This window comes from Tateyamaria sp. (assembly GCF_059783535.1).
This window is the reverse complement of record NZ_JBYNDP010000049.1, coordinates 1-21084: the sequence shown is the minus strand read 5'-3', so window position 1 is coordinate 21084 and position 21084 is coordinate 1. Positions and strand designations below refer to the sequence as shown.

The 21084-nt window shown below is 57.4% G+C and carries 19 protein-coding genes and 1 pseudogene; 8 read left to right on the top strand and 12 right to left on the bottom strand.

What is annotated here, in order from left to right; all coding sequences use genetic code 11:
• The 4 genes from AC6RA8_RS11350 to AC6RA8_RS11335 form a co-directional block, all read right to left on the bottom strand.
• The coding region (locus tag AC6RA8_RS11350; protein WP_500352866.1) for an ATP-binding cassette domain-containing protein at positions 1 to 278 on the bottom strand (278 nt) is incomplete at its 3' end.
• An 11-nt stretch (positions 279 to 289) separates the two neighbouring features.
• Positions 290 to 1372: an ABC transporter permease gene (locus AC6RA8_RS11345; RefSeq protein ID WP_500352865.1), complete on the bottom strand. Its 1083-nt coding sequence runs from the start codon at positions 1370 to 1372 to the stop codon at positions 290 to 292.
• A gap of 94 nt (positions 1373 to 1466) precedes the next feature.
• Positions 1467 to 2405, bottom strand: coding sequence for a sugar ABC transporter substrate-binding protein (locus AC6RA8_RS11340; RefSeq protein ID WP_500352864.1), 939 nt, complete (start codon positions 2403 to 2405; stop codon positions 1467 to 1469).
• A 180-nt stretch (positions 2406 to 2585) separates the two neighbouring features.
• Positions 2586 to 3254, bottom strand: coding sequence for a DNA-3-methyladenine glycosylase I (locus AC6RA8_RS11335; RefSeq protein WP_500352863.1), 669 nt, complete (start codon positions 3252 to 3254; stop codon positions 2586 to 2588).
• 207 nt (positions 3255 to 3461) lie between these two features.
• Here AC6RA8_RS11335 and AC6RA8_RS11330 point away from each other — a divergent pair, with 207 nt between their 5' ends.
• From AC6RA8_RS11330 to AC6RA8_RS11300, 7 genes are all read left to right on the top strand, one after another.
• Complete coding sequence (locus tag AC6RA8_RS11330) at positions 3462 to 4493, top strand: LacI family DNA-binding transcriptional regulator (RefSeq protein ID WP_500352862.1); 1032 nt, start codon at positions 3462 to 3464, stop codon at positions 4491 to 4493.
• A gap of 115 nt (positions 4494 to 4608) precedes the next feature.
• Positions 4609 to 5904: an ABC transporter substrate-binding protein gene (locus AC6RA8_RS11325; protein ID WP_500352861.1), complete on the top strand. Its 1296-nt coding sequence runs from the start codon at positions 4609 to 4611 to the stop codon at positions 5902 to 5904.
• Positions 5905 to 6072: 168 nt separating this feature from the next.
• Positions 6073 to 7011 carry a carbohydrate ABC transporter permease gene (locus AC6RA8_RS11320; RefSeq protein ID WP_500352860.1) on the top strand — a complete coding sequence of 313 codons (939 nt, stop codon included), beginning with the start codon at positions 6073 to 6075 and terminating at the stop codon, positions 7009 to 7011.
• Positions 7012 to 7016: 5 nt separating this feature from the next.
• A complete protein-coding gene (locus tag AC6RA8_RS11315) occupies positions 7017 to 7850 on the top strand; it encodes a carbohydrate ABC transporter permease (RefSeq protein WP_500352859.1) in 834 nt (277 codons plus the stop codon).
• A gap of 49 nt (positions 7851 to 7899) precedes the next feature.
• The gene (locus tag AC6RA8_RS11310) at positions 7900 to 8904 is read left to right on the top strand and encodes an ABC transporter ATP-binding protein (protein ID WP_500352858.1); all 1005 of its coding nucleotides are present in this window, start codon (positions 7900 to 7902) and stop codon (positions 8902 to 8904) included.
• Entirely contained in the window at positions 8901 to 9674 is a 774-nt protein-coding gene (locus AC6RA8_RS11305) for an L-iditol 2-dehydrogenase (protein WP_500352857.1), read from the top strand. The genes AC6RA8_RS11310 and AC6RA8_RS11305 overlap by 4 nt, the downstream gene beginning before the upstream one ends.
• Positions 9674 to 11176, top strand: coding sequence for a mannitol dehydrogenase family protein (locus tag AC6RA8_RS11300; protein WP_500352856.1), 1503 nt, complete (start codon positions 9674 to 9676; stop codon positions 11174 to 11176). Before AC6RA8_RS11305 ends, AC6RA8_RS11300 begins: the two co-directional genes overlap by 1 nt.
• A gap of 8 nt (positions 11177 to 11184) precedes the next feature.
• Here the strand turns inward: AC6RA8_RS11300 and AC6RA8_RS11295 are convergent, their stop codons facing one another.
• From AC6RA8_RS11295 to AC6RA8_RS11265, 7 genes are all read right to left on the bottom strand, one after another.
• Positions 11185 to 12309 (bottom strand): Gfo/Idh/MocA family protein, encoded by a 1125-nt coding sequence (locus AC6RA8_RS11295; RefSeq protein ID WP_500352855.1) that lies wholly within the window; start codon positions 12307 to 12309, stop codon positions 11185 to 11187.
• A gap of 11 nt (positions 12310 to 12320) precedes the next feature.
• Positions 12321 to 13076, bottom strand: coding sequence for a sugar phosphate isomerase/epimerase family protein (locus AC6RA8_RS11290; RefSeq protein WP_500352854.1), 756 nt, complete (start codon positions 13074 to 13076; stop codon positions 12321 to 12323).
• Between the two features lie 12 nt (positions 13077 to 13088).
• Positions 13089 to 15479 carry a beta-mannosidase gene (locus AC6RA8_RS11285; RefSeq protein ID WP_500352853.1) on the bottom strand — a complete coding sequence of 797 codons (2391 nt, stop codon included), beginning with the start codon at positions 15477 to 15479 and terminating at the stop codon, positions 13089 to 13091.
• 6 nt (positions 15480 to 15485) lie between these two features.
• Positions 15486 to 16559, bottom strand: a complete 1074-nt coding sequence (locus tag AC6RA8_RS11280; protein ID WP_500352852.1) for an ABC transporter ATP-binding protein — start codon at positions 16557 to 16559, stop codon at positions 15486 to 15488.
• Between the two features lie 3 nt (positions 16560 to 16562).
• Complete coding sequence (locus tag AC6RA8_RS11275; protein WP_500352851.1) at positions 16563 to 17453, bottom strand: carbohydrate ABC transporter permease; 891 nt, start codon at positions 17451 to 17453, stop codon at positions 16563 to 16565.
• Positions 17446 to 18348: a carbohydrate ABC transporter permease gene (locus AC6RA8_RS11270; protein ID WP_500352850.1), complete on the bottom strand. Its 903-nt coding sequence runs from the start codon at positions 18346 to 18348 to the stop codon at positions 17446 to 17448. Before AC6RA8_RS11270 ends, AC6RA8_RS11275 begins: the two co-directional genes overlap by 8 nt.
• 69 nt (positions 18349 to 18417) lie before the next feature.
• On the bottom strand, positions 18418 to 19644 hold the full coding sequence (locus AC6RA8_RS11265; protein WP_500352849.1) for an ABC transporter substrate-binding protein: 1227 nt from the start codon (positions 19642 to 19644) through the stop codon (positions 18418 to 18420).
• A 187-nt stretch (positions 19645 to 19831) separates the two neighbouring features.
• Between AC6RA8_RS11265 and AC6RA8_RS11260 the strand changes: the two genes are divergently transcribed.
• Complete coding sequence (locus tag AC6RA8_RS11260; RefSeq protein WP_500352848.1) at positions 19832 to 20884, top strand: LacI family DNA-binding transcriptional regulator; 1053 nt, start codon at positions 19832 to 19834, stop codon at positions 20882 to 20884.
• A 2-nt stretch (positions 20885 to 20886) separates the two neighbouring features.
• Here AC6RA8_RS11260 and AC6RA8_RS11255 read toward each other — a convergent pair.
• Positions 20887 to 21084, bottom strand: a pseudogene (locus AC6RA8_RS11255) (M56 family metallopeptidase); the annotation flags it as partial.

Sequence of the window (21084 nt, the reverse complement as noted above, 5' to 3'; positions counted from 1 at the left end):
GCCAACGCTAGCGTCTGGAACACGGTTTCGATCCCCGCCTCGCGCGCATCAAGCGGACCGCCGAAATGCACCGGCTCACCGTAGAACATGATGTCGCCGCGCGTGCGCTGTTCGACCCCGGTAATCTGGCGGACAAAGGTGGACTTGCCTGCGCCGTTATCCCCCATGATCGCCACATGCTCACCCTTTTTGAGGGTGAAGTTAGCGTCGTTGAGAGCATGGACCCCGCCATAGTGCTTGGTGAGTCCGCGCGTTTCGAGAACAATTTCGTCGCTCATGGTGCTTTCCCTCAACTTCGCAATGCCGCGCGTTCCTGCCGGACCTTGTCCAACACAACCGCACCAATGATGATCCCACCCATCGCCATCAGCTGATAGAAGGCGTCGAGCTTGATGTAGGTGAACCCGGATTGGATGACTCCGAAGACCATGGCGCCGAGAACGGTGCCGATGATCGACCCACGCCCCCCGGTCAGGCTAACGCCGCCGATCACAGCCATGGCAATGGCATAGAGTTCATAGAAGATGCCCATGCCAGACTGCGCCGTCAGGTTCTTTGAACTCAGCACGATGGCAGCAAAGGCCGCAAGCATCGAAGCGATCATATAAACCAGCACCTTGTGCCGTTTGACGTTGATGCCCGACATCCGCGCGGCATCTTCATTCGAGCCGATTGCATAGGTATGTTTGCCGTAAACGGTGTATTTCAGGATGAAGTGGAACAGGATCGCCAAGGCGATGAATAGGTAGACAGGCATCATACCTTTCCCGATGAGAGAGTAACTCTCGGTCGGGAATGACACGGGCTGGCCGCGGGTCCATGCCTGCGCGATGCCACGGCAAATCAGGAACATTCCAAGCGTCGCGATGAATGGCGGAATACGGGTGTACGCGATGAGACTGCCGTTTATGGCGCCGATGAACGCTCCAAAACTGAGCCCGACTATCAATGGAACAATGAGAGGCAGGTCAAAGGCCCAGTCACCGAACACCGCCTTGGGATTTGGGCCGCCGTTGACCAGCTCAGTTTGGGCGAAAGACATAACGATCATCGCCGTTGCCCCGACAAGCGGGCCGGAGCTGAGGTCGATACCGCCTGAGATGATGACCTGCGTCACGCCCAGCGCGATGATGCCGATGATGGCGACCTGCAGGATAATGATGCGTAGCCGCGCTTCGTTGAAGATGCTGTCGAACCGGTCGCGTGTGTCGAAGAGAAAGCTTTGCCCGTTCATGTAGGGCAGCAATTGGCCCGCCGCCTCGAAGGCGAAGATGATCAGGATCAGCGCAAAAAAGATGTTGAGCTCGTTTGGCCAGGCCCGTCGCTTGCTGTCGAATGTCAGCCCGCCCGTGCCATGCGATGCGTCGGCCATGGATGCCTCCCACTTAAGCAGCCGCCTAGGCCGCTTCTTTCGTCAGGGTGTTGGATGGTCGGGCCGCGTCATAGCTGCCCGACCGGTCGCAGAGTTACTGGAGGAACTCGGACACGTTGTCCGGCGTAACCAGCTTGAAGGGGATGAAGACGGTCTTGTCGACGTCATCGCCATTCGCCAGCTTGATTGCCGTGTCGATGGAGCCGGCGCCCTGACCTGCGAGGTCTTGGAACACGGTTACGTCCATGTCACCAGCTTGCATTGACACCAGCGCGTCCGGGGTGGCGTCCACACCGCCCACCTCGACGTCATCCATCGAGATGCCAGCCGCTTTCATCGCCTGGATCGCTCCAATGGCCATTTCGTCGTTGTTAGCAAAAACTGCGTCAAACGGCTCGCCTGCCGAAATCCAGTTGGTCATGAGGTCTTGCGCCTGGTCGCGCGACCAGTTGGCCGTCTGGCTATCAATCAGGGTGATGAAGTTGCACATGTCCATGCCAAGAACGTCCTCGACATCCTTGGAACGCTGAACAGCCGCCTGGTTCGAAAGCTGACCCATCAACATGTATGCCGTTGCACCACCTGACTTGCCCGCTGCGCGCAGGTTCTTGCAGATTTCAAAGGCCTTCAACGTGCCGGATTCAATCTCGTTCGAGGCGACGAAGGCCTGGCCTTCAGGCAACGTGTCCATGTTGATGGGCTGACGGTTCACGTAGACCATCGGTATGCCAGCCGAAGCAGCCGCTTGGCTCATCGCCTCGGTGGCGTTGGTATCGACTGCGTTCACGATGATCGCGTCGACACCCGATGCGATGAAGTTGTTGATCTGGTCCAACTGACGCGCAACGTCATCCTGCGCGTCTTCCATGATCAGTTCGACGCCATCCAGCGTTTCAACGTGATCGGTCATGCCGTTGCGCATGATGGTCAGGCCATTGTCGTCAAAACGTGCGACCGAAACACCAATGGTTTCGGCCATCGCCGTACCACCCATCAGCATCGCCAGCGCGCCTACTGTCATAAATTTCTTCATGGTTTCCTCCCAAGTTGCGTGTCCGGATCACGCCATTTTTTGCCGGACCGCCGACCGAAAACCGTCTCTCCTCGGACTGAGTCTCCGGCTGGCGACGACCGCGATGATAGGCGAGTCGCTGCATTTTGCAACCGGTTGCATTCAAAAACTAAATGAAGGGCAATTCCGTCAAATACCAGGCTAACCGCAACTGGTTGCAAGGATGCGGCTGATTTCTTTCAGTGAACGCCCCGATTGATCGACCCAGGCGTTCATTGCTTCCTGAACAGCTTTCATCGCCGATTTTGACGTCGGAGGCTTGTCGACCACACCTTCGGCGACCAGGCGCGCAATGACGTCGCGCGACAGAATGTAACCGTCCACGCCCATGAAGCGGAGAAAGTACTGCCCTGTTGTGCCGCCAAGCCGCGAACCCTCTTTTTTGAGGAGGTCCAAAAGGCCCGAAAAATCCTGTGAAGGCCATTGGCCGACCATTTTGCCAAAGCTTCCATGGATCGCAGCCTGTTCCTGAATGAAGACGGCATTCTGCTGTACAGATCGAATTTTTTGCGGGTATCGAATGATGGCTTTGTTCGCGCAAAGCTCATCAAACCAATCCTCGCTCATCATTGCGCAGCGTCCAACATCAAAGCCGTGAAACGCTTCTTCGAAGCCGGGCCACATACGTTCCACGACCTTCCAGTTAAACCCAGCCTGAAAAATGGAGCGCGTCATTTCTGCAAGCCAACGATTATCCGGAATCTCTGACAAAGCATCCGGCGCAAGCGACGGCTCAAAACCGGTAAAAATAAAGTCTTCACCGCCTTTGCGCTCTGCGCTGATAGCCAGAATGTCGTCCAACGTGCGCATGAACCATCTCCTTTTCATTGGGCTGTCCAAATATAAACGTCGGTGCAAATTGCCGGGTAGACGTAATTCTGCTTTGGGGTGGTGCGCAAATGCATGCACTGGGCGCGCACCGGAACCAGGCAGTTTGCGCGCGCAAAGTTTTTTTCCTATCGTCCAACTGACTTGAGCCAGGTGCATTGTCTGGCACGGCGGAGGACGGAGTGCGACATGGGCGAACGCAAGATCAGGAATATGGAAGAGTTCGCATCGGTCAGCGGCATCTCTCGTCCGACCGTGTCCAAGTATTTCAACGACCCGACCAGCGTCCGTGCATCAACACGCGCGCGAATTGAGGCGGCCATCGAACAATACGACTATCGCCCGAATATCTACGCGATGAACCAAAACCGGCAATTGACCAAGAACATCGGTATTGTTGTGCCGTACCTTGCTGATCCGTTCTTTGGCGAAATCGTTCGGGTTATCGAAATGCGGTGTATCGAAGCCGGGTTTTCCCCCTCTCTTTTCAGCTCACACGGCGAACCGGATCAGGAAAAGGACATTCTGGATACGCTGCGCTCTCTCAAACCCGCTGGCGTGTTGCTGGCACCCCTCGGGCGACTATCGGACAAGTCGGCCATCGAAACCTTTTGCCGCGATGTGCCTACGGTCTTGTTTGACAGCAACATTGAGGGGATGGGCGAAGCATTTGTGGGGTCCGACAACTACAGCTTCGTGTCGCAGACCGTGGAATACCTAAGCCGAACAGGCGAACCGCCATGCTTTTTTGAAATGAAGTATCCGGCCAACCCGAACGCAAACAAACGCCGTCGCGCCTATCTGGACATGATGGAACGACTGCAACTGGAACCACATGTGATGCAGGTCGATGGCTCCGGCTGGGCATTTGAAGAAATCGGACGCAAAGGGGCACATGATATTCTCGACCGGCAGGCGCTGCCCACCAATACGGTCCTGTGCAGCAATGATCGCCTGGCTATTGGTTTTTTGTCGGCCTGTTTCGAGGCCGGTTATAAGGTTGGGCGCAGCGCCGGTAACGATCTGCGCGTTGCGTCGCACGACGATCATCCGTTCTCGCGTTACACTTGCCCGTCCCTTACGACTGCAGCCCATGACTACGGCAGCGTGTCGGGTCATGCAGTAGAGACATTGTTCCGCCTGATCGAATCAGGAGGACGTTTCCAAAGCCGGGAAGAAACGCTGTTCTCGGCGCGCTTGATCATGCGAGACTCTGCGTAATGCCTTGGTTTCCGACATTTTGCTCAAAATCTTTACGCGCGTAAAAAATAAATTGACGCGGCGATAAGTCTGCGGATAGCGTTTGGTTGTAACATCCAATAAAGGGAGGAGTCGGATGTACTTGAAGAACGCACTGCGTGCGGCGACAGCATTGTCGCTTGTCACGGCAACGGGCGCGCTGGCAGACGGCCATGCAAAATCGCTCACCATCGCGATCGTGAACAACGGTCACATGATCAACATGCAGAAAGTTGCGGAAGCCTACACCGAAGAAACGGGCGTCGCACTTGAATGGGTTTCACTGGAAGAAGGCGTGCTGCGCGAGCAGGTCACATCCGACACGGCAACCGGCGGCGGTCAGTACGACATCATCAACATCGGCATGCAGGAAGCACCGATCTGGGGTCAGGCCGGCTGGATCGAACCGCTGAACTTCAGCGCCGACTACGATGTCGACGACATCCTGCCCGCGATGCGCGAAGGCCTGAGCTACGAGGGGCAGCTTTATGCAGCACCTTTCTACGGTGAAAGCTCGATGGTTATGTATCGCAAGGATCTGGCCGATGCGGCTGGGGTCACGATTGCTGACAACGACAGCTGGGAGAACGTCAAGGCCGCTGCCGCTGCGATGCACGATCCTGACAACGGCGTCTACGGCGCTTGTCTGCGTGGTAAGCCCGGTTGGGGCGACAACGCGGCCTTTATCACGACAGTTGCAAACTCGTTTGGCGCTCGCTGGTTCGATGCAGACTATAAACCGCAACTGGACTCGCCCGAGTGGAACGCAGCAGTCAGCTTCTATGTTGACCTGCTGAGCAATTACGGCCCTCCGGGCTCGGAAGGCAACTCGTTCAACGAAATCCTGGCCCTCTATAACGAAGACAAGTGTGGCCTGTGGATCGACGCGACAATTGCGGCGTCGTTCTTGGAGAACCCGAATGTCGCATACGCACAGTCGCCAAATGCCGGTAACCCGGTTGGTGCGAACTGGTTGTGGGCGTGGGCGATGGCGGTTCCTGCCGGGACTGAAAACGCAGAAGAAGCTAAAGCGTTTATTGAGTGGGCAACGTCCAAGGACTACGTGCAAGCCGTTGGCAACCACCCAGAATTTGGCTGGGGAAAAGTGCCGACAGGTCAACGCGCCTCGACCTACGCGATCCCTGAGTTCCAGGCTGTTGCGAAGTTTGCTGACGCCGAAATGGCTGCAATCGACTCCGCCGCACCCGGCGCAACCGACCTGAAGCCCTACGTTGGCGTTCAGTTCGTCGCGATCCCGGAATTCCCGGAAATCGGCAGCGCCTTTGGCCAAGAGATGTCGGCCGCACTGTCAGGCGCCAAGTCAGTCGAAGATGCACTTGCTGCTGCACAAGAGGTCGCAGACTCGGTCATGCGCGAAGCAGGTTACTACTAGGTCTTCCCAGACTTAGCGGGGGGCCCGCCATCCGGGCCTCCCACCCAACCCGGCACATGGTGCATCGGGGTTACGCAAGCCCCACAATCGCTTAGGCTGGTATTCGTAAATCGCTATCAACATCCAATGCGGCATCGCTGAACAGGCGCGGTGCTAGGGTCTAGGGTTATGTCTGACAGAAAGCTTCCCCGCCTCCTTCAAACACCGGCTGTCGTGCTGCTGTTGATCTGGATGCTGGTTCCCCTGAGCTTGACGCTCTACTTCTCTTTCATCCGCTACGTATTGAACAACCTGCGGCGACCGGAGTGGACCACTCCAAGCTTCAGCAACTGGCGTGGCTTCGGCAACTACGAATTTGTTCTGAATTCCAAGGACTTCCTGTTTGCCATTCAGAACAGCCTACTGATCGTCGGAAGTATCTTGTTCCTGACCGTGATCCTGGGCGTCCTCATAGCCGTCATGATCAACAAGGCGTTTCCCGGCCAAGGGATTGTGCGGGTTCTGCTGATCTCACCCTTCTTTGTGATGCCTGCCGTGAACGCGGTTTTGTGGATCAATATGATCCTCGATCCGGTACTCGGCCTGCAGGGGCTGGCCGTGAACGGCATCAATGGTCTGATCGCGTCATTGCAAGGGGCCCCGGGTATCGGCTGGTTCTTCTCGCTCTGGCCTGAAATTGAACCCATCTCTTTCCGGGCCACACAAACGTCAGCCTATGCGGTCATCATCATGGTGACGTGGCAATGGACGCCCTTTGCGGTTCTGATCTTCATGACCTCACTGCAATCCGAAGATCAGCAGCAGAAAGAGGCCGCCGTTCTTGATGGTGCAGGCACGTTCTCCCAATTCCGCTTTCTCACCCTGCCCCACCTTTCGCGGCCCATCGCCATCGTGGTGATGATCCAGGCAATTTTCCATCTGTCGCTGTACGCCGAGATCGAGATCGTAAGCCGCGGCAATGGCAACAAGAACCTGCCCTATCTGATTGGCGAGTTCGCCAACAACAACATCGGTGCAGCCAGCGCCACAGGTATCTTTGCCGTCATCCTTGCCAACATTGTTGCCATCTTCCTGCTGCGGATGATCGGCAAGACATTGATGGAGTAAGTCCAATGGCCATTGTTGCAACCAACACAAAGTTCAGCATCTATGGACGGCCCGTTCTGGCCTGGATCGTGGGCCTGATCTTCTTCTTCCCGATTTTCTGGCTGATACTTACAAGCTTCAAGACGGACGCGGACGCGGTGAAGCCTGAATTCCTGTTCTTCTTCACACCGACGCTGGAAAACTACCTGAACATGACCGAAAACTACGACTACTGGCGGTTTGCCACCAACTCGGTCATCACATCCGTCTTTGCCACGATCTTTGCGCTGGCTGTCGGCATTCCATGCGCCTATGCGATGGCGTTCAATCCTTCGCGGGCAACCAAAGATGTGCTGATGTGGATGCTGTCGACCAAGATGCTTCCCGCAGCTGCGGTGCTGTATCCGATGACATTCCTGACGAAAAGCTTGGGCCTCTTTGACACGCACTTCATGGTCATCGTGGTGCTGATGCTGATCAACCTGCCCATCGTGGTCTGGATGCTGTTCACCTATTTCAAGGAAATCCCCAAGGACATCATTGAAGCTGGCCAGATGGATGGCGTCAGCACATGGGGCGAGGTGAAGGAAATCCTGATCCCGCTGGCTTGGGGTGGCATCGCCTCAACTGCGCTTCTTTGCTTCATCTTCTGCTGGAACGAGGCGTATTGGACAGTCCGTCTGACCACGACCGAGGCCGCCACGCTGTCCAAACTCATCGAAGGCAACCGTGCACCCGAAGGGCTGTTCTTTGGCCGCCTGTCTGCCGTCTCCGCCGCCGCCGTTGGCCCAATCGTTGTGCTGGGCTGGTTCTGTCAGAAACAACTGGTCCAAGGGCTCACCTTTGGCGCCGTGAAATAGGAACGCCCGCGCTCAAGGAGCAAAGCGGTAGCGCATAAGAGGAAAACCAATGGGACGTATCGTACTTGAAAACGTGACCAAGAGCTTTGGGGATGCCCAAGTCATCCCGCCGCTGGACCTGACGATCGAGGATGGAGAGTTCGCGGTGTTCGTTGGTCCCTCCGGCTGTGGCAAATCCACGCTCCTGCGCCTGATTGCGGGATTGGAAGAGACAACATCCGGCAAAATCCTGATTGATGGCGAGGACGCAACGCAGGTGCCCCCCTCCAAGCGCGGGCTCGCGATGGTGTTCCAATCCTACGCACTTTATCCACATATGACAGTTCGCAAGAACATCGCGTTCCCACTCAGGATGGCAAAGATGGACCAGGCCGCCATCGACAAGAAAGTCGAAGGGGCCGCCAAGATCCTCAACCTCGCCGATTACCTCGAGCAGAAGCCGGGGCAACTCTCTGGTGGCCAACGCCAGCGGGTTGCTATCGGCCGTGCAATTGTGCGCGAGCCGGCGGCTTTTCTCTTTGACGAGCCACTCTCGAACTTGGATGCAGCACTGCGCGTCGGGATGCGGCTTGAGATTTCCGAGCTTCACAACCGTCTCGCCACAACGATGATCTACGTGACCCACGATCAGGTCGAAGCCATGACCATGGCGAACAAGATCGTTGTGCTGCGCGCCGGACATATTGAGCAGGTGGGCTCGCCCCTCGACCTGTACCGCACCCCGCGCAACCTGTTTGTGGCCGGCTTCATTGGTTCGCCGAAGATGAACTTTATCGCGGGTCCGGAAGCCGAAAAGCACGGTGCCAAGACCATCGGCGTCAGACCCGAGCATATAACGGTATCCGCAGATGGCGGGCCTTGGCAGGGTACGGTTGGCGTATCCGAGCACCTCGGGTCCGACACATTCTTTCACATCCACAACACCGGACTGGCCGAGACGATTACCGTGCGTGCTGATGGTGAAGTTGGGTTCAAACATGGCGACACCGTGCATCTGACGCCCCGAGCGGACGTCATCCATCGTTTTGACGCAGAAGGGTTGCGGATCGCATGACCCGTCTCGCTGGCAAGAGCGCGTTGATCACCGGGGCTGCGCGTGGCATCGGGCTCGCCTTTGCGCAAGCCTATGTGCGCGAAGGCGCGCGCGTGGCCATTGCAGACATCGACTTGGCGCGTGCACAAGCCGCAGCTGAGGAAATCGGAAGCGCCGCCCTCGCGGTGGAAATGGACGTGACCCAACAAGACAGCATTGATGCCGCCGTCGCCCAAACGGTGGATACGTTCGGTCAGATCGATATCCTGATCAACAATGCTGCCCTGTTTTCGGCTGCCCCGATTGTCGAAATTGAGCGCGGCGATTTCGACCGCTTGTTCGACATAAATGTGAAAGGGACGCTGTTTACCCTGCAGGCCGTGGCGCAGCACATGATCAAACGCGGCATCAAAGGTCGGATCATCAACATGGCCTCTCAGGCCGGTCGACGCGGCGAGCCGCTCGTTGCTGTCTATTGTGCAACAAAGGCTGCTGTCATCTCGCTGACCCAATCTGCAGGCCTGAACCTGATCGAACATGGCATCAATGTAAATGCCATCGCGCCCGGAGTTGTTGACGGCGAGCACTGGGACGGTGTCGACGCATTTTTTGCCAAATACGAGGGCAAAGCACCGGGCCAGAAAAAGAAAGAGGTCGGCGCAGCCGTCCCCTATGGCCGTATGGGAACAGCCGATGATCTGACCGGGATGGCGGTCTTTCTGGCCAGTCACGAGGCTGAATACATCGTCGCGCAATGTTACAACGTCGATGGCGGACAATGGATGAGCTGATGGCAGATGGTTCAGAACGACGGCCCGCCGCCCCCCTCACGGACACGGCGCTTGCCGCGCTGCCCGGCAGTGTCTTGCGACCAGAATACGACCGGTCGAAACTAAAGCCCGGCATCGTCCACATCGGCGTCGGCAATTTTCATCGAGCGCACCAGGCGTGGTATCTTCACCGGCTCATGCAGGCAGGGTTGGCACAGGATTGGGCCATCATCGGTGCAGGCGTGCGCCAGAACGACGCCATCATGCGAGACAGGCTCTTGGCGCAGGATTGTTTGACCACATTGGTCGAACTGGACCCTGGCGGAACCTCGGCCGAGGTGGTTGGGTCGATGATCGATTTTTTGCCGGTTGAAGCCGACAATGCCACCCTGATTGAAACCATATCTTGTGCGGACATTCGTATCGTCGCTCTGACGGTGACCGAAGGGGGGTACTATATCGACCCGCAGACCGGTGGGCTCGACCTCGCGCACCCCGACATCCAGCATGACATCGCCCATCCGAACACGCCCGGCACGGCGTTTGGGGCAATCGTCGCGGCGCTATCAAAGCGCAAGGCCGCGGGCTTTGGTCCATTCACAAGTCAAAGCTGTGACAACCTTCAAGGCAACGGCGACATCCTTCGCCGAATCGTCGTGGCACTGGCGCAAGCAACAGATCCTGACTTGGCCGCTTGGATCGAAAGCCATGCCGCGTTCCCAAACTCGATGGTGGATTGCATCGTGCCTGCCACGGGCCCCAACGAAATCGCATTGGCGGCCCAGTTCGGAATAGTGGATGCAGCGCCCGTGACCCATGAAAACTTCCGCCAATGGGTCATCGAAGATGCGTTTTGCGCAGGTCGACCCGACTGGGACAACGCTGGTGCCATCTTTACGGATCAGGTTCATGCCTACGAAACAATGAAGATCCGCATCCTGAACGCAGGCCATCAGGTGCTTGCCAACGCAGGTGAGTTGTTGGGACTGGAGACCATTGCAGATTGTATGGCCCACCCGACCCTGCGCACGTTTTTCCGCAAGGTCCAGATGGACGAAATTGTACCTCATGTCGCCGAAGTGCCCGGGTTTACACCAGGGGCTTACGTCGACCTGATCGAAGCGCGATTTGCCAACAATGCCATTCGCGACACCACACGTCGCGTGGCCTTTGACGGCTCATCCCGCCACACCGGCTTTGTCCTACCTATCCTGCGGGATGCACTGCAGGCAAACGGTGCAATTGCAGGGCTTAGCCTGGTCGAGGCGCTTTGGGCTCGCATGTGCGCGGGCTCACGAGAAGGCGGAAGTGCAATTGAAAGCAACGATCCGCATTGGGAAACCCTGACCACAGCCGCCCAAAAGGCAAAAACCAATCCCCAAGCGTGGCTGGCACAAACCCAATACTATCAGGACTTGGCACAATCCCCCGATTTCAGTCAGCAGTTTGAGACATGGCTGCAGCTGATCTGGTCCGACGGGGTCGAGGTGGCGCTCAACGCATATACTGCACAAAGCGCCTGACCTGCCCTCTACTTCAGTAAGGCCTGCGCGGCATCTGCGGTAAGCGGTTCTGGCCTGTCGCAAGTTGTGGTCAGCGTAACCATTTCGCCGCGCTCCCCGGCTTCAAGGATCGAGGTCATCACATCCACGGCGTGCAAGGCCAGCTCTAGTGAGCAGCGATGTTGTCGCCCAGCGTTCATTGCAGCAGCCATATCGGCTAGCCCTGCGGTACGATAATTAGCCTTCGCAACGCCGTTGTTTTCCTGATTGGGAATTCCGAATGGATGTGTATTGGTTTCAAGGGCGGTCGTCTCACCTTCCGCACTCACGATCTCAACGTCTCCGGAGAACCAGTTGGGATCAGGTAGGAACATGCTGCCTGTGGTTCCATAAAGCTCCATATGCCCATGCCGGTGTGCCCACACATCCCACGACGTCGACAAGGTGATGCTCGCGTCAGACTGGAACTCGAGCAGCGCATGGATGTTGGTTGGTGTTTTGACCGGGATGACTTCGCCGCGTCGTGGTTCTGACAGGATGGTTCTTGTGTCTGACGGTGTGGTGGTTAGCGCGCTGACGCGGCGCACTGGGCCAAGCAACTGGATCAGGTTGGTCACATAGTATGGGCCGATATCCAGCATCGGCCCTGCACCTGGCAGAAAGAAGAAATCCGGGTTCGGGTGCCAATGCTCCATCCCATGGCTCATCACATGCGCGGTCCCCGCGACCACGTCCCCAATCTGACCGGCATCCAACGCCGCGCGCGCCGCTTGATGTGCGCCACCCAGGAAAGTGTCGGGCGCAGAGCCGATGCGTAGATCCTGCGCAGCAGCCAGCGCGCGAAGTTCCTGACCTTGCGCCTGGGTCAACACGATCGGCTTTTCCGAATAGGCGTGCTTGCCTGCCTGCAGGATGGCACGTGTCACCTCGAAGTGCGCGTCGGGGATTGTGAGGTTCACAACAATGTCGATGTCGTTCGCCGCCAAAAGGTCCTCTACACTGTGCGCGCGGACCCCAAACTTTTCAGCCTGCGCTTTGGCCGCCTCTATGTTGAGGTCCGCGACCGAACGCACCTCCAGCCCTTTGAACAGGGGCGCGAGCGTCAGATAGGCTGTCGAGATGTTGCCGCACCCAATGATTCCAATGCCTTGCATGGACGTCTCCCTCAAAATGTCTGCGTGGCGTCAAACGCACGTTGCGCAAAACGTCGGTGGTCGCTCGGGTTGTCGTGTTCCATCACGAAACGTCGCGTGCCTGCAGCCCGCAGCGATTGGTAAAGCGAGGACCAATCCATAGTTCCGTGTCCTACATCGGCCCAGCCATCCTCGTCTTGGGCATCACCCTCGGGCGCAATATCCTTGAGGTGCGCAATCGCAATGCGCGATCCGTATTTTGCAATGGGGACCATGGGATCGGCACCCGCCCGCACGGCCCAAGCCACATCAAATTCGAACAGCACAGTTGGTGCGCTTTCGAGGATCAGGTCCATTGGCATGGCACCGTCGGCAAGCGGCACGAACTCGAAATCATGGTTGTGATGGGCGAGTTTCAATCCGGACTTCGACAGCTCCTGCGCGACCGCAGCCAGTCGCTGCGCAAAGCTGCGCCACCCGTCCGCCGTGGTCGGGCGATCATCCGGCTGAATGTATGGAATGACGATTGTTTCGATCCCAAAACGCGACGCGAGCTGTGCCACTGCACCGGGGTCGTTTTCGCACATATCAAGACCAACATGGCAGCTGGGCATCGTCAGCCCGTTTGCTTGCAACCCACGCTCAAGCGCATCGACACCTGCACTGTCCGCAAGCAGGGCGCTGTAGCCTTCAACATGCGCGTACCCGATCTCGGCCAGCATCTTGAGCGTATCCTCAAGCGGTGGGAACAAACGGGAACTGTAGAGCTGGTATGACAATGCGGTCATGTCGGTAGCCTTTCATGTGTGGTGAGTGGCGGAATGAAGATCACGGATCGTGAATTCAGTAGGCACGCTCGGATCTGCCGGCGTGAACTCTATGGTCACAGGTCGACCCGGTAGCAAATCAAAGGCGTTGTCGCTGAAACGTCCAGGCTTGTCCGCCTCGACCGCGACGTAGAGGGCGAGCGCGGCAGACGTCAGGGTGACAGCGTATTGGCCGTCCTGTTCAGCAATTTCGGTCGATATGCCGGCGGGTGCGAGCCTATACGCCTTGTAAGGGCGCATGGCGAAGTGATCGGATTGACGCGGCCCGTCATTCGCGCCCCAGTCAAACACCAGAATCTCGTCATCATTCAGAGCGGCGTGCGGAACAGCAAGTGCCGAAACTGCGGTATCGACGCAGGCGTCGACAGATGTTGTCCCTACAGTACGCGTCCGACCATTCATCGAAACGGCAAAGGCTTCGACCACAACCTGCGTGGCATCGGGCTGATCATTTATGACACGCAGTTCCACACCGTCGGCGGTGGGAACAGCCGACACGATAACATCGGCATAGAAACGGCGTGCCACGTGGTGCAGCAGTTTCCACCCCCCGCCGTGGTCCAGGCCGGACCACGAACACACCGGCCAGGTGTCATTTAGCTGCCAGTACAGCGCACCCATGGAATGCGGTTTGAGGTTGCGCCAGTGGGTTACAGCGGTCTTGATCGCGAGCGCCTGCTGGACCTGGCTGAGATAAACGAAGTTCTCGAAGCCAACCGGAAAACGGAAATAGCGGAACATCGTTTCGGCAATCCGTGCATTGCCGCCTGCATTCTTCTGATGGCTCTCCATCACCGGAGCGGCGATATTGAAATCGGCTGGATCGGCAAAGCGCCGGATCACGTCCATGGATGGGTAGGATTGAAACCCGAATTCGGAGCAGAACCGTGGCAACACGTCACGATAGTGATCAAAATCCCGTCCTTCGTGCCAGACCGACCAGAAATGCATGTCGCCGGACCGGTCGTCATGCCATGCATCGCCAAAGCTCATCGGGCCCGGCGACGGGCTGGACGGCCACCAGATGGCGCGCGGAGCGGTCTCTGTCAGCGCTGTTTCAAGCGTCCTGTTCAACCGGTCATACGCAACCAGATAGCGATCGCGATCCTGCCGGCTTTCTTCGTACCAGTTCAATGCGCCCAGCAATTCGTTGTCACCGCACCACAGCGCAATGCAAGCATGATGGTTCAGACGCGCAACCTGCTCACGCACCTCGACATCCACCTCTGCCAGAAAGTCATCTGTTGCCGGATACAAATGGCAGGCAAACATGAAATCCTGCCAGACCAGAAGCCCCAACTCGTCGCAAAGGTCGTAGAACCAATCCGGCTCGTACCGGCCCCCGCCCCACACGCGGATCATGTTCATGTTGACGTCTACAGCTGACTGAAGCAGGTCTCGGCAAGCCTCTGGCGTAATGGCGGAGCCAAGAGCATCGGCCGGTACCCAGTTCGCCCCTTTCATAAAAATGGGGCGCCCATTCACGTGCAGGGCAAAACCTGTGCCCGTTTCGTCCTTGGCCGTTACAAGCTGAATATCCCGCAAACCGATGCGGCGCGTTGCAGTCAGGTCGCCAACCTCCACCGTCAGCACGTGCATTGACTGCTCACCTTGGCCGACAGGCCACCAAAGCTCGGGGCTATCAAGTTTCAGCGATACTGTTGCCGTGTTGGATGTGACCGCCGCGTGTGCTTCGCGCCCACACAAGGACGCGCAGACAACAGCACCATCTGCAATGCTCTCAGTCTGGACCGTCGCGGTTATCGTTGCCCCGCTCGCATCATGATCCTGAGAGACCACGATGCCGGAAATACGCGGCCCGTGCTGTTCCAGCCGGATGTCTCCATACAGCCCGAACGGCGCGAGTGCGATGTTCCAATCCCAGCCAAAATCGCATTCCGGTTTGCGCAGCATGTTGCCATGCGGGATCGGGCAATTATCAGCCTGAAACGGAACCGGGAACGGTTGGGCATCGGCAAGCGCCTTGGCCGCACGCGGCGCGGATCGGAAATGGAGCGTGATCACGTTTTCACCCAGGATCAGCGCATCAGAGACGTCCACGCGATGTGTGCGAAACATGCTGCTGGCTTGCAGAACGGTCTGCCCGTTCAAAGACACATCAACAACCGTATCGAGCATCGACAGGACCAGCGTCATGTTTCGTCCAGTGGCCTGAAACGTCCGGGTCAGCAGCCAATCGCGATCCGAAATCCAGCGCAGGTCATATTCATTCTGGCCCCAGTAGGGATCGGGGATAACGCCCGCAGCCCGCAATGCGCTGATCCCGTCGCCGGGCAGCATCATCGGCGCAGTATACTGACCCGTCTCATCCGACAGGTGCCATGGGCCACTGAGGTCAAGCATGAAGCGTCAGAGCCTTTCCTCGGTCGTCTTGTCGAACAACGACGCGCGCGCAGGGTCGAAACCGATCAGAATGCGATCACCCGTCGAAACAGCGGCTTGCCCATCCATGCGAATCCTCAACGGCATTCCGGCCAAGGTCGCCCAAGCCAGCGTGTCCGATCCCATCGGTTCGACGATGTCGATTGTCACCTCCGCCGTCACGGGGAGGTCTTTGGCGGCGTCCCCGGACACAATGTGTTCAGGCCTGATACCCAGCCACGCAGCGCGCCCGGTCACGGCACCTTGGAACGCATAACCCTCTAATGAAAACCGCTCTCCGCCGGTGGCGAATGCACCTTGTTCGACCTCACCTTCGAAGAAGTTGATCTCGGGACTGCCGATGAAACCGGCCACGTACTTGTTCCGCGGACGATTGTAGATCTCGGTTGGTGTATCCAGTTGCTGGATGATCCCGCCTTTCATGATCGCGATCCGATCGGCCAGTGTCATTGCCTCGACCTGATCGTGGGTCACGTAGATCATGGTGTTTCTCAGGTTGTGGTGCAGGCGTTTGATTTCGACCCTCAGATCGGCGCGCAGCTTTGCATCAAGGTTCGAAAGGGGTTCATCGAACAGGAACACATCCACATCGCGCACCAGCGCGCGCCCGATCGCGACGCGCTGGCGCTGCCCGCCAGAGAGGGCGGCGGGTTTTCGCTGCAAAAGGGGCTCGATCTGCAATACCTCGGCAGCGCGGGCCACGCGCTGCTTGATCTCGGCTTTGGCCATCCGCGCATTTTTGAGACCGAAGGACAGGTTCCCTTCGACTGTCATCTGCGGATAAAGGGCATAGGACTGGAACACCATGCCGATGCCCCGGCCCGAGGGTTCCTCCCACGTGACATTGCGGTCGTTTATGTGGATTTCGCCATCCGTGGGATCCAGCAGCCCCGCAATGCAGTTCAGCAAGGTGGATTTTCCGCATCCCGACGCGCCCAGCAAAACAAGAAATTCGCCCTCGGGGATATCGATATTGAGGTTGTCCAGCACAGTCAGTGCACCGAATTTCAGGGTCAGGTCTTTGACAAGTACAGAAGTCATGGATCAGCCTTTCACCGCGCCAGCAGCGATGCCCCGGACAAACAGTTTGCCAGAAGCGAAGTAGATGATGAGGGGGACGAGACCGGTCAGCAGCGTGGCGGCCATGTTGACGTTGTATTCCTTAACGCCCTGCACCGAGTTGACGATGTTGTTCAACTGAACGGTCATCGGGTAGTCGGCGGGCTTGGTGTAGATCACACCGAACAGGAAATCGTTCCAAATGCCCGTGACCTGCAGGATGATTGCCACGACGAAGATGGGCAGGGACATGGGCAGCATGATACGGAAGTAAATGCCCCAGAACCCTGCCCCGTCCACGCGAGCGGCCTTGAACAACTCCTCTGGCACAGAGGTGAAGTAGTTGCGGAAAAGCAGCGTGAGGATTGGCATGCCAAAGACAGTGTGCACCATCACCAGCCCCCAGATGTTTCCGTAGAGCCCCATCTCCCGCAGGATGATCACCAACGGGTACAGCATCACCTGATAGGGGATAAATGCCCCCACGATCAGGATGGTGAAGAACACCTCGGACCCTTTGAACTTCCAGTTCGCCAGCGCGTATCCGTTCACGGATGCAATGGCGATGGACAGGATCACGGAGGGGATCAGGATCTGGACCGAATTCCAAAATCCGCGGCTCAAGCCCTCGCAATTGATGCCGGTGCACGCCTCGGCCCAGGCCTTGACCCACGGCTGAAAGGTGACCTCCACGGGCGGAGCAAAAATATTGCCTACTCGAATTTCGGGCATGCCTTTGAGCGACGTGACAATCATCACATAAAGCGGCAATGCATAGTAGGCCGCTACGACGATCAGCGTTCCGTAAAGCATGATGTTGGTGCGGGAAAAACTGGGGCGCGGTTTGGGGCCGCGAGGGGTCACTGCGTCAGCCACGTTTCTTTCCTCCGAACTCTAGATAGGCCCAAGGGATCAGGATGATGACCACGCTGAGCAGCATCATCGTCGAGGCGGCAAAGCCCTGGCCCAGGTTCTGAGCTCTGAACATGTAGTTTATGACGTATTTGGCTGGCACTTCGGATGAAATGCCAGGGCCGCCGTTGGTCTGAGCCACCACCAGATCATAGATCTTGATGATCCCGCTCGCGATGAGCACCAGCGCCGTGATGAAAACGGGGCGCATCATTGGAATAACGATGCGGATATAGGTTTTGACGGTGCCGATGCCGTCGACGCGCGCTGCCTTCCAGATTTCCTGATCAATGCCGCGCAGACCGGCGAGCATAATGCACATGATCAAACCGGTGCCCTGCCATAGGCCTGCAATCAGAATGCCGTAGATCACGATGTCAGGGTTGTTCAGCGGGTTGAATGTAAAACTCTCCCATCCCAAGCCGCGCACCACGCTCTGAACACCCAGGTCAGGGTTCAAGATCCACTGCCATGCGAGGCCAGTCACCACAAAGCTAAGGGCAAAGGGGTACAAAAAGATCGTGCGAAACACGTCCTCGCCCCTGATCTTGCGATCCAGCAAAGCGGCCAGAGTAAACCCGATCACCAGCGTGAATATCATCGAGAAGAAACCGTAAACGGCCAGATTCTCGATCGAGATCAACCAGCGCCGCGTACTCCACAGCCGTTCATACTGGTCCAACCCGACAAAATTCATCTTGGGTAGCAACTTGGACGACGTGAAAGAGTACAGCACCGTCCACGCTGTCCCGCCGACAAACACGACGAGCGCCGTCAGAACCATCGGCACCGATGCGATCTTGGCCGACAGGTTGCGAAACAGCCCCGAGGGCTTCCGCGCATTCGAAGAAGAAGACATGACACACCCCGTTACATGCCAGTGTGCACCTGCCCGTACAGCCCGGGCAGGTGGCTGGGAGGTGCGCCCTTAGTCGGCGGACGCGATGATATCGGCGTAACGCTCTTGAGCATCAGTTGCCGACATGTCGGAGGTCCAGAATTCGGCCATCAGATCTTCGATCTGAGTTTGGGTGTCGGCCGTCAGGTTCATGTCACCGGAAGGCATAATCCCACCAGCATCCAGGATATCCAGACCCTTCTGCATGCAGTCGTTTGCAGCAGTCAGATCAACATCGCCACGTACGGGCAACGAGCCTTTCTTGAGATTGAACGCCACCTGCACCTCGGGTGAAATCAGGGTAGAAGCCAGCGCCATCTGGGCTGCTTTCGTATCCTCATCGTCAATAACGGGGAAATAGAACGCGTCGCCGCCAGTATCGAGAATTTCATTCACACCAAGACCTGGCAGGCACGTGTAGTCCTCACCGGCGACTTGACCGGCTATCTGGAATTCACCCTGCGCCCAGTCACCCATGATCTGAGCCCCGGCTTTGCCAGTGATCACCATGTTCGTCGCCAGGTTCCAGTCCTGTACATTCGAATTTGCGGCGAAATTGCGCGCGTCCACCGCCGCCTCGAACACGGCCGCGTATTCAGGCCCCCGCGCTGTGTCAGCGTCCTTGTCGACGACGACCTTGCGCCAAGCATCAAGGCCCGCGATAGCAATGGTCATGACGCCAAATGCGCCGTTTTGCTGCCAACCCTGCTGACCCATGGCAAGCGGCACGATACCAGCCTCCTCCAGCTTGGGCGCGGCGGCCGCAAATTCATTCCAATCCGCAGGTACGGGTGTATCAATCTTCGCAAACGCATCATGGCTCAACCAGATCCATTGCCACGAGTGGATGTTCACCGGCACGCAGTAGATGCGCCCCTCAAATGTACAAGCGTCGAGCAGCGAGGACGGATTGACGAGATCTTTCCAACCTTCTGCCTCCGCCAGTTCGGTGAGGTCAGTCATCAGACCGGCCTCGATCAATTCTTCGGCCTGACGGCCATGGTTCAGCTGTGTGGCCCCCATCGGGTCACCACCCAGAATGCGGCTGATGATGATCGGACGCGCCGTGCCACCCGACCCGGCGATTGCACCATCAACCCACGTGTTGCCGGTCGCATCGAACGCTTTTGCGAACTCTGCAACTGCGGCGGCTTCACCACCCGATGTCCACCAGTGCGTCACTTCAAGTTCGCCGGCATGCGCCATGGACGCCGTGCAGAGCGCAGCGGACGCCATCAGTTTTGCGATTGTTTTCATTTTGAGTCCTCCCTGACTTCTAAATCGTTATAGTAATTGCTACAACGATTTAGATTTTTCGATCAAGCTAGAATTTTGCTATGGCTCGAATTAATCATCGACGAACATGTAACGGATTGATTCCGCTACGATAGAACGCGAGGCGACGCAGATCAGAATCGCATCTGCGCACCGGGAGGGGGCCGGAATGAGCAAATCAGGCACATCGGAGACACCCGAAAAAATCGCTCTTGCTCCCGGAGAACGGCCGACTCTAAAGACAATCGCCCGACTGTCTGGCCTGGCTGTCCCAACTGTGTCACGGGCACTGGCAGACGCACCGGACATCCGAAAGGACACCAAGGCGCGCATCCGGGAAATAGCAAATCAGATCGGTTATCGACCCAATCGCGCCGGTGTCCGCCTACGCACGGGCCGCACCAATGTGATCAGTATCGTCATGTCGACAGAACACGACATGATGAACCACACCGCCCGCCTGATTTCTTCGGTCGCATCGGCACTGCGCGGCACCCCGTATCACATGATCATCACACCCTACTTCCCGGACGAAGATCCAATGGTTCCCATCCGCTATATTGTGGAAACCGGCAGTGCGGATGGGCTGATCATCAACCAGATTGAGCCCAATGATCCACGGGTGGACTACCTGATCGAACACAAGTTCCCGTTTGTCACACACGGGCGAACAGGCGACTGCGCACGGCACGCCTATTTCGACTACGACAACACCAGCTACGGTGAACTTGCCGTCAAAGCGTTGGCAGGTCGCGGTCGCAAGAACATTGCAATGCTGGCCCCGCCAAAAAACCAGACCTACGCCCAGAGCATGATCGACGGCGCAACACGCACTGCCGCTGAATACGGCGTACGGTTTTCGGTTATCGAAGGGGCGAACGCACACAACGACAATCCGGTGATCGAGCAGGCGATGATCCCCGTCTTTGAACGCGATGACCGGCCAGATGGGCTGATCGCCCCCAGCATCGGGGGCTGTGTAACGATGATCTCGACAGTGGAGAAAATGGGATTCGTACTCGAACAGGATTTCGACATGGTCGCCAAGGAAGCGATCACATTCCTGCGTCGTTTCCGGTCAGGAATACTGGTTGTGGAAGAAGATATCGATCAGGCAGGTAACTTCCTGGCACGCGCTTTGATGCACCGGATCAGTGCGCCGACTGAACCGCCGATGCAGGAACTTGATCGCCCTGATGATACCGCCTTCCGGGTTGACTGAACTCAGTTCCGGACACGGCCAAAGGTGGACAGGCGGTTGATCTCATCCAACCGCTCAAGATTGACAACCGTCGACAGCATCAACCTGTCCTGGCTCCAATCCCCTGGCCGTTGAATGGCCATGGCCGTCAGCATGATGGCCGCGATCAGGGGCAACAGTGTCGCCAGAAACAACAAGCGCGGGTGGCGCAAATGGCGCAT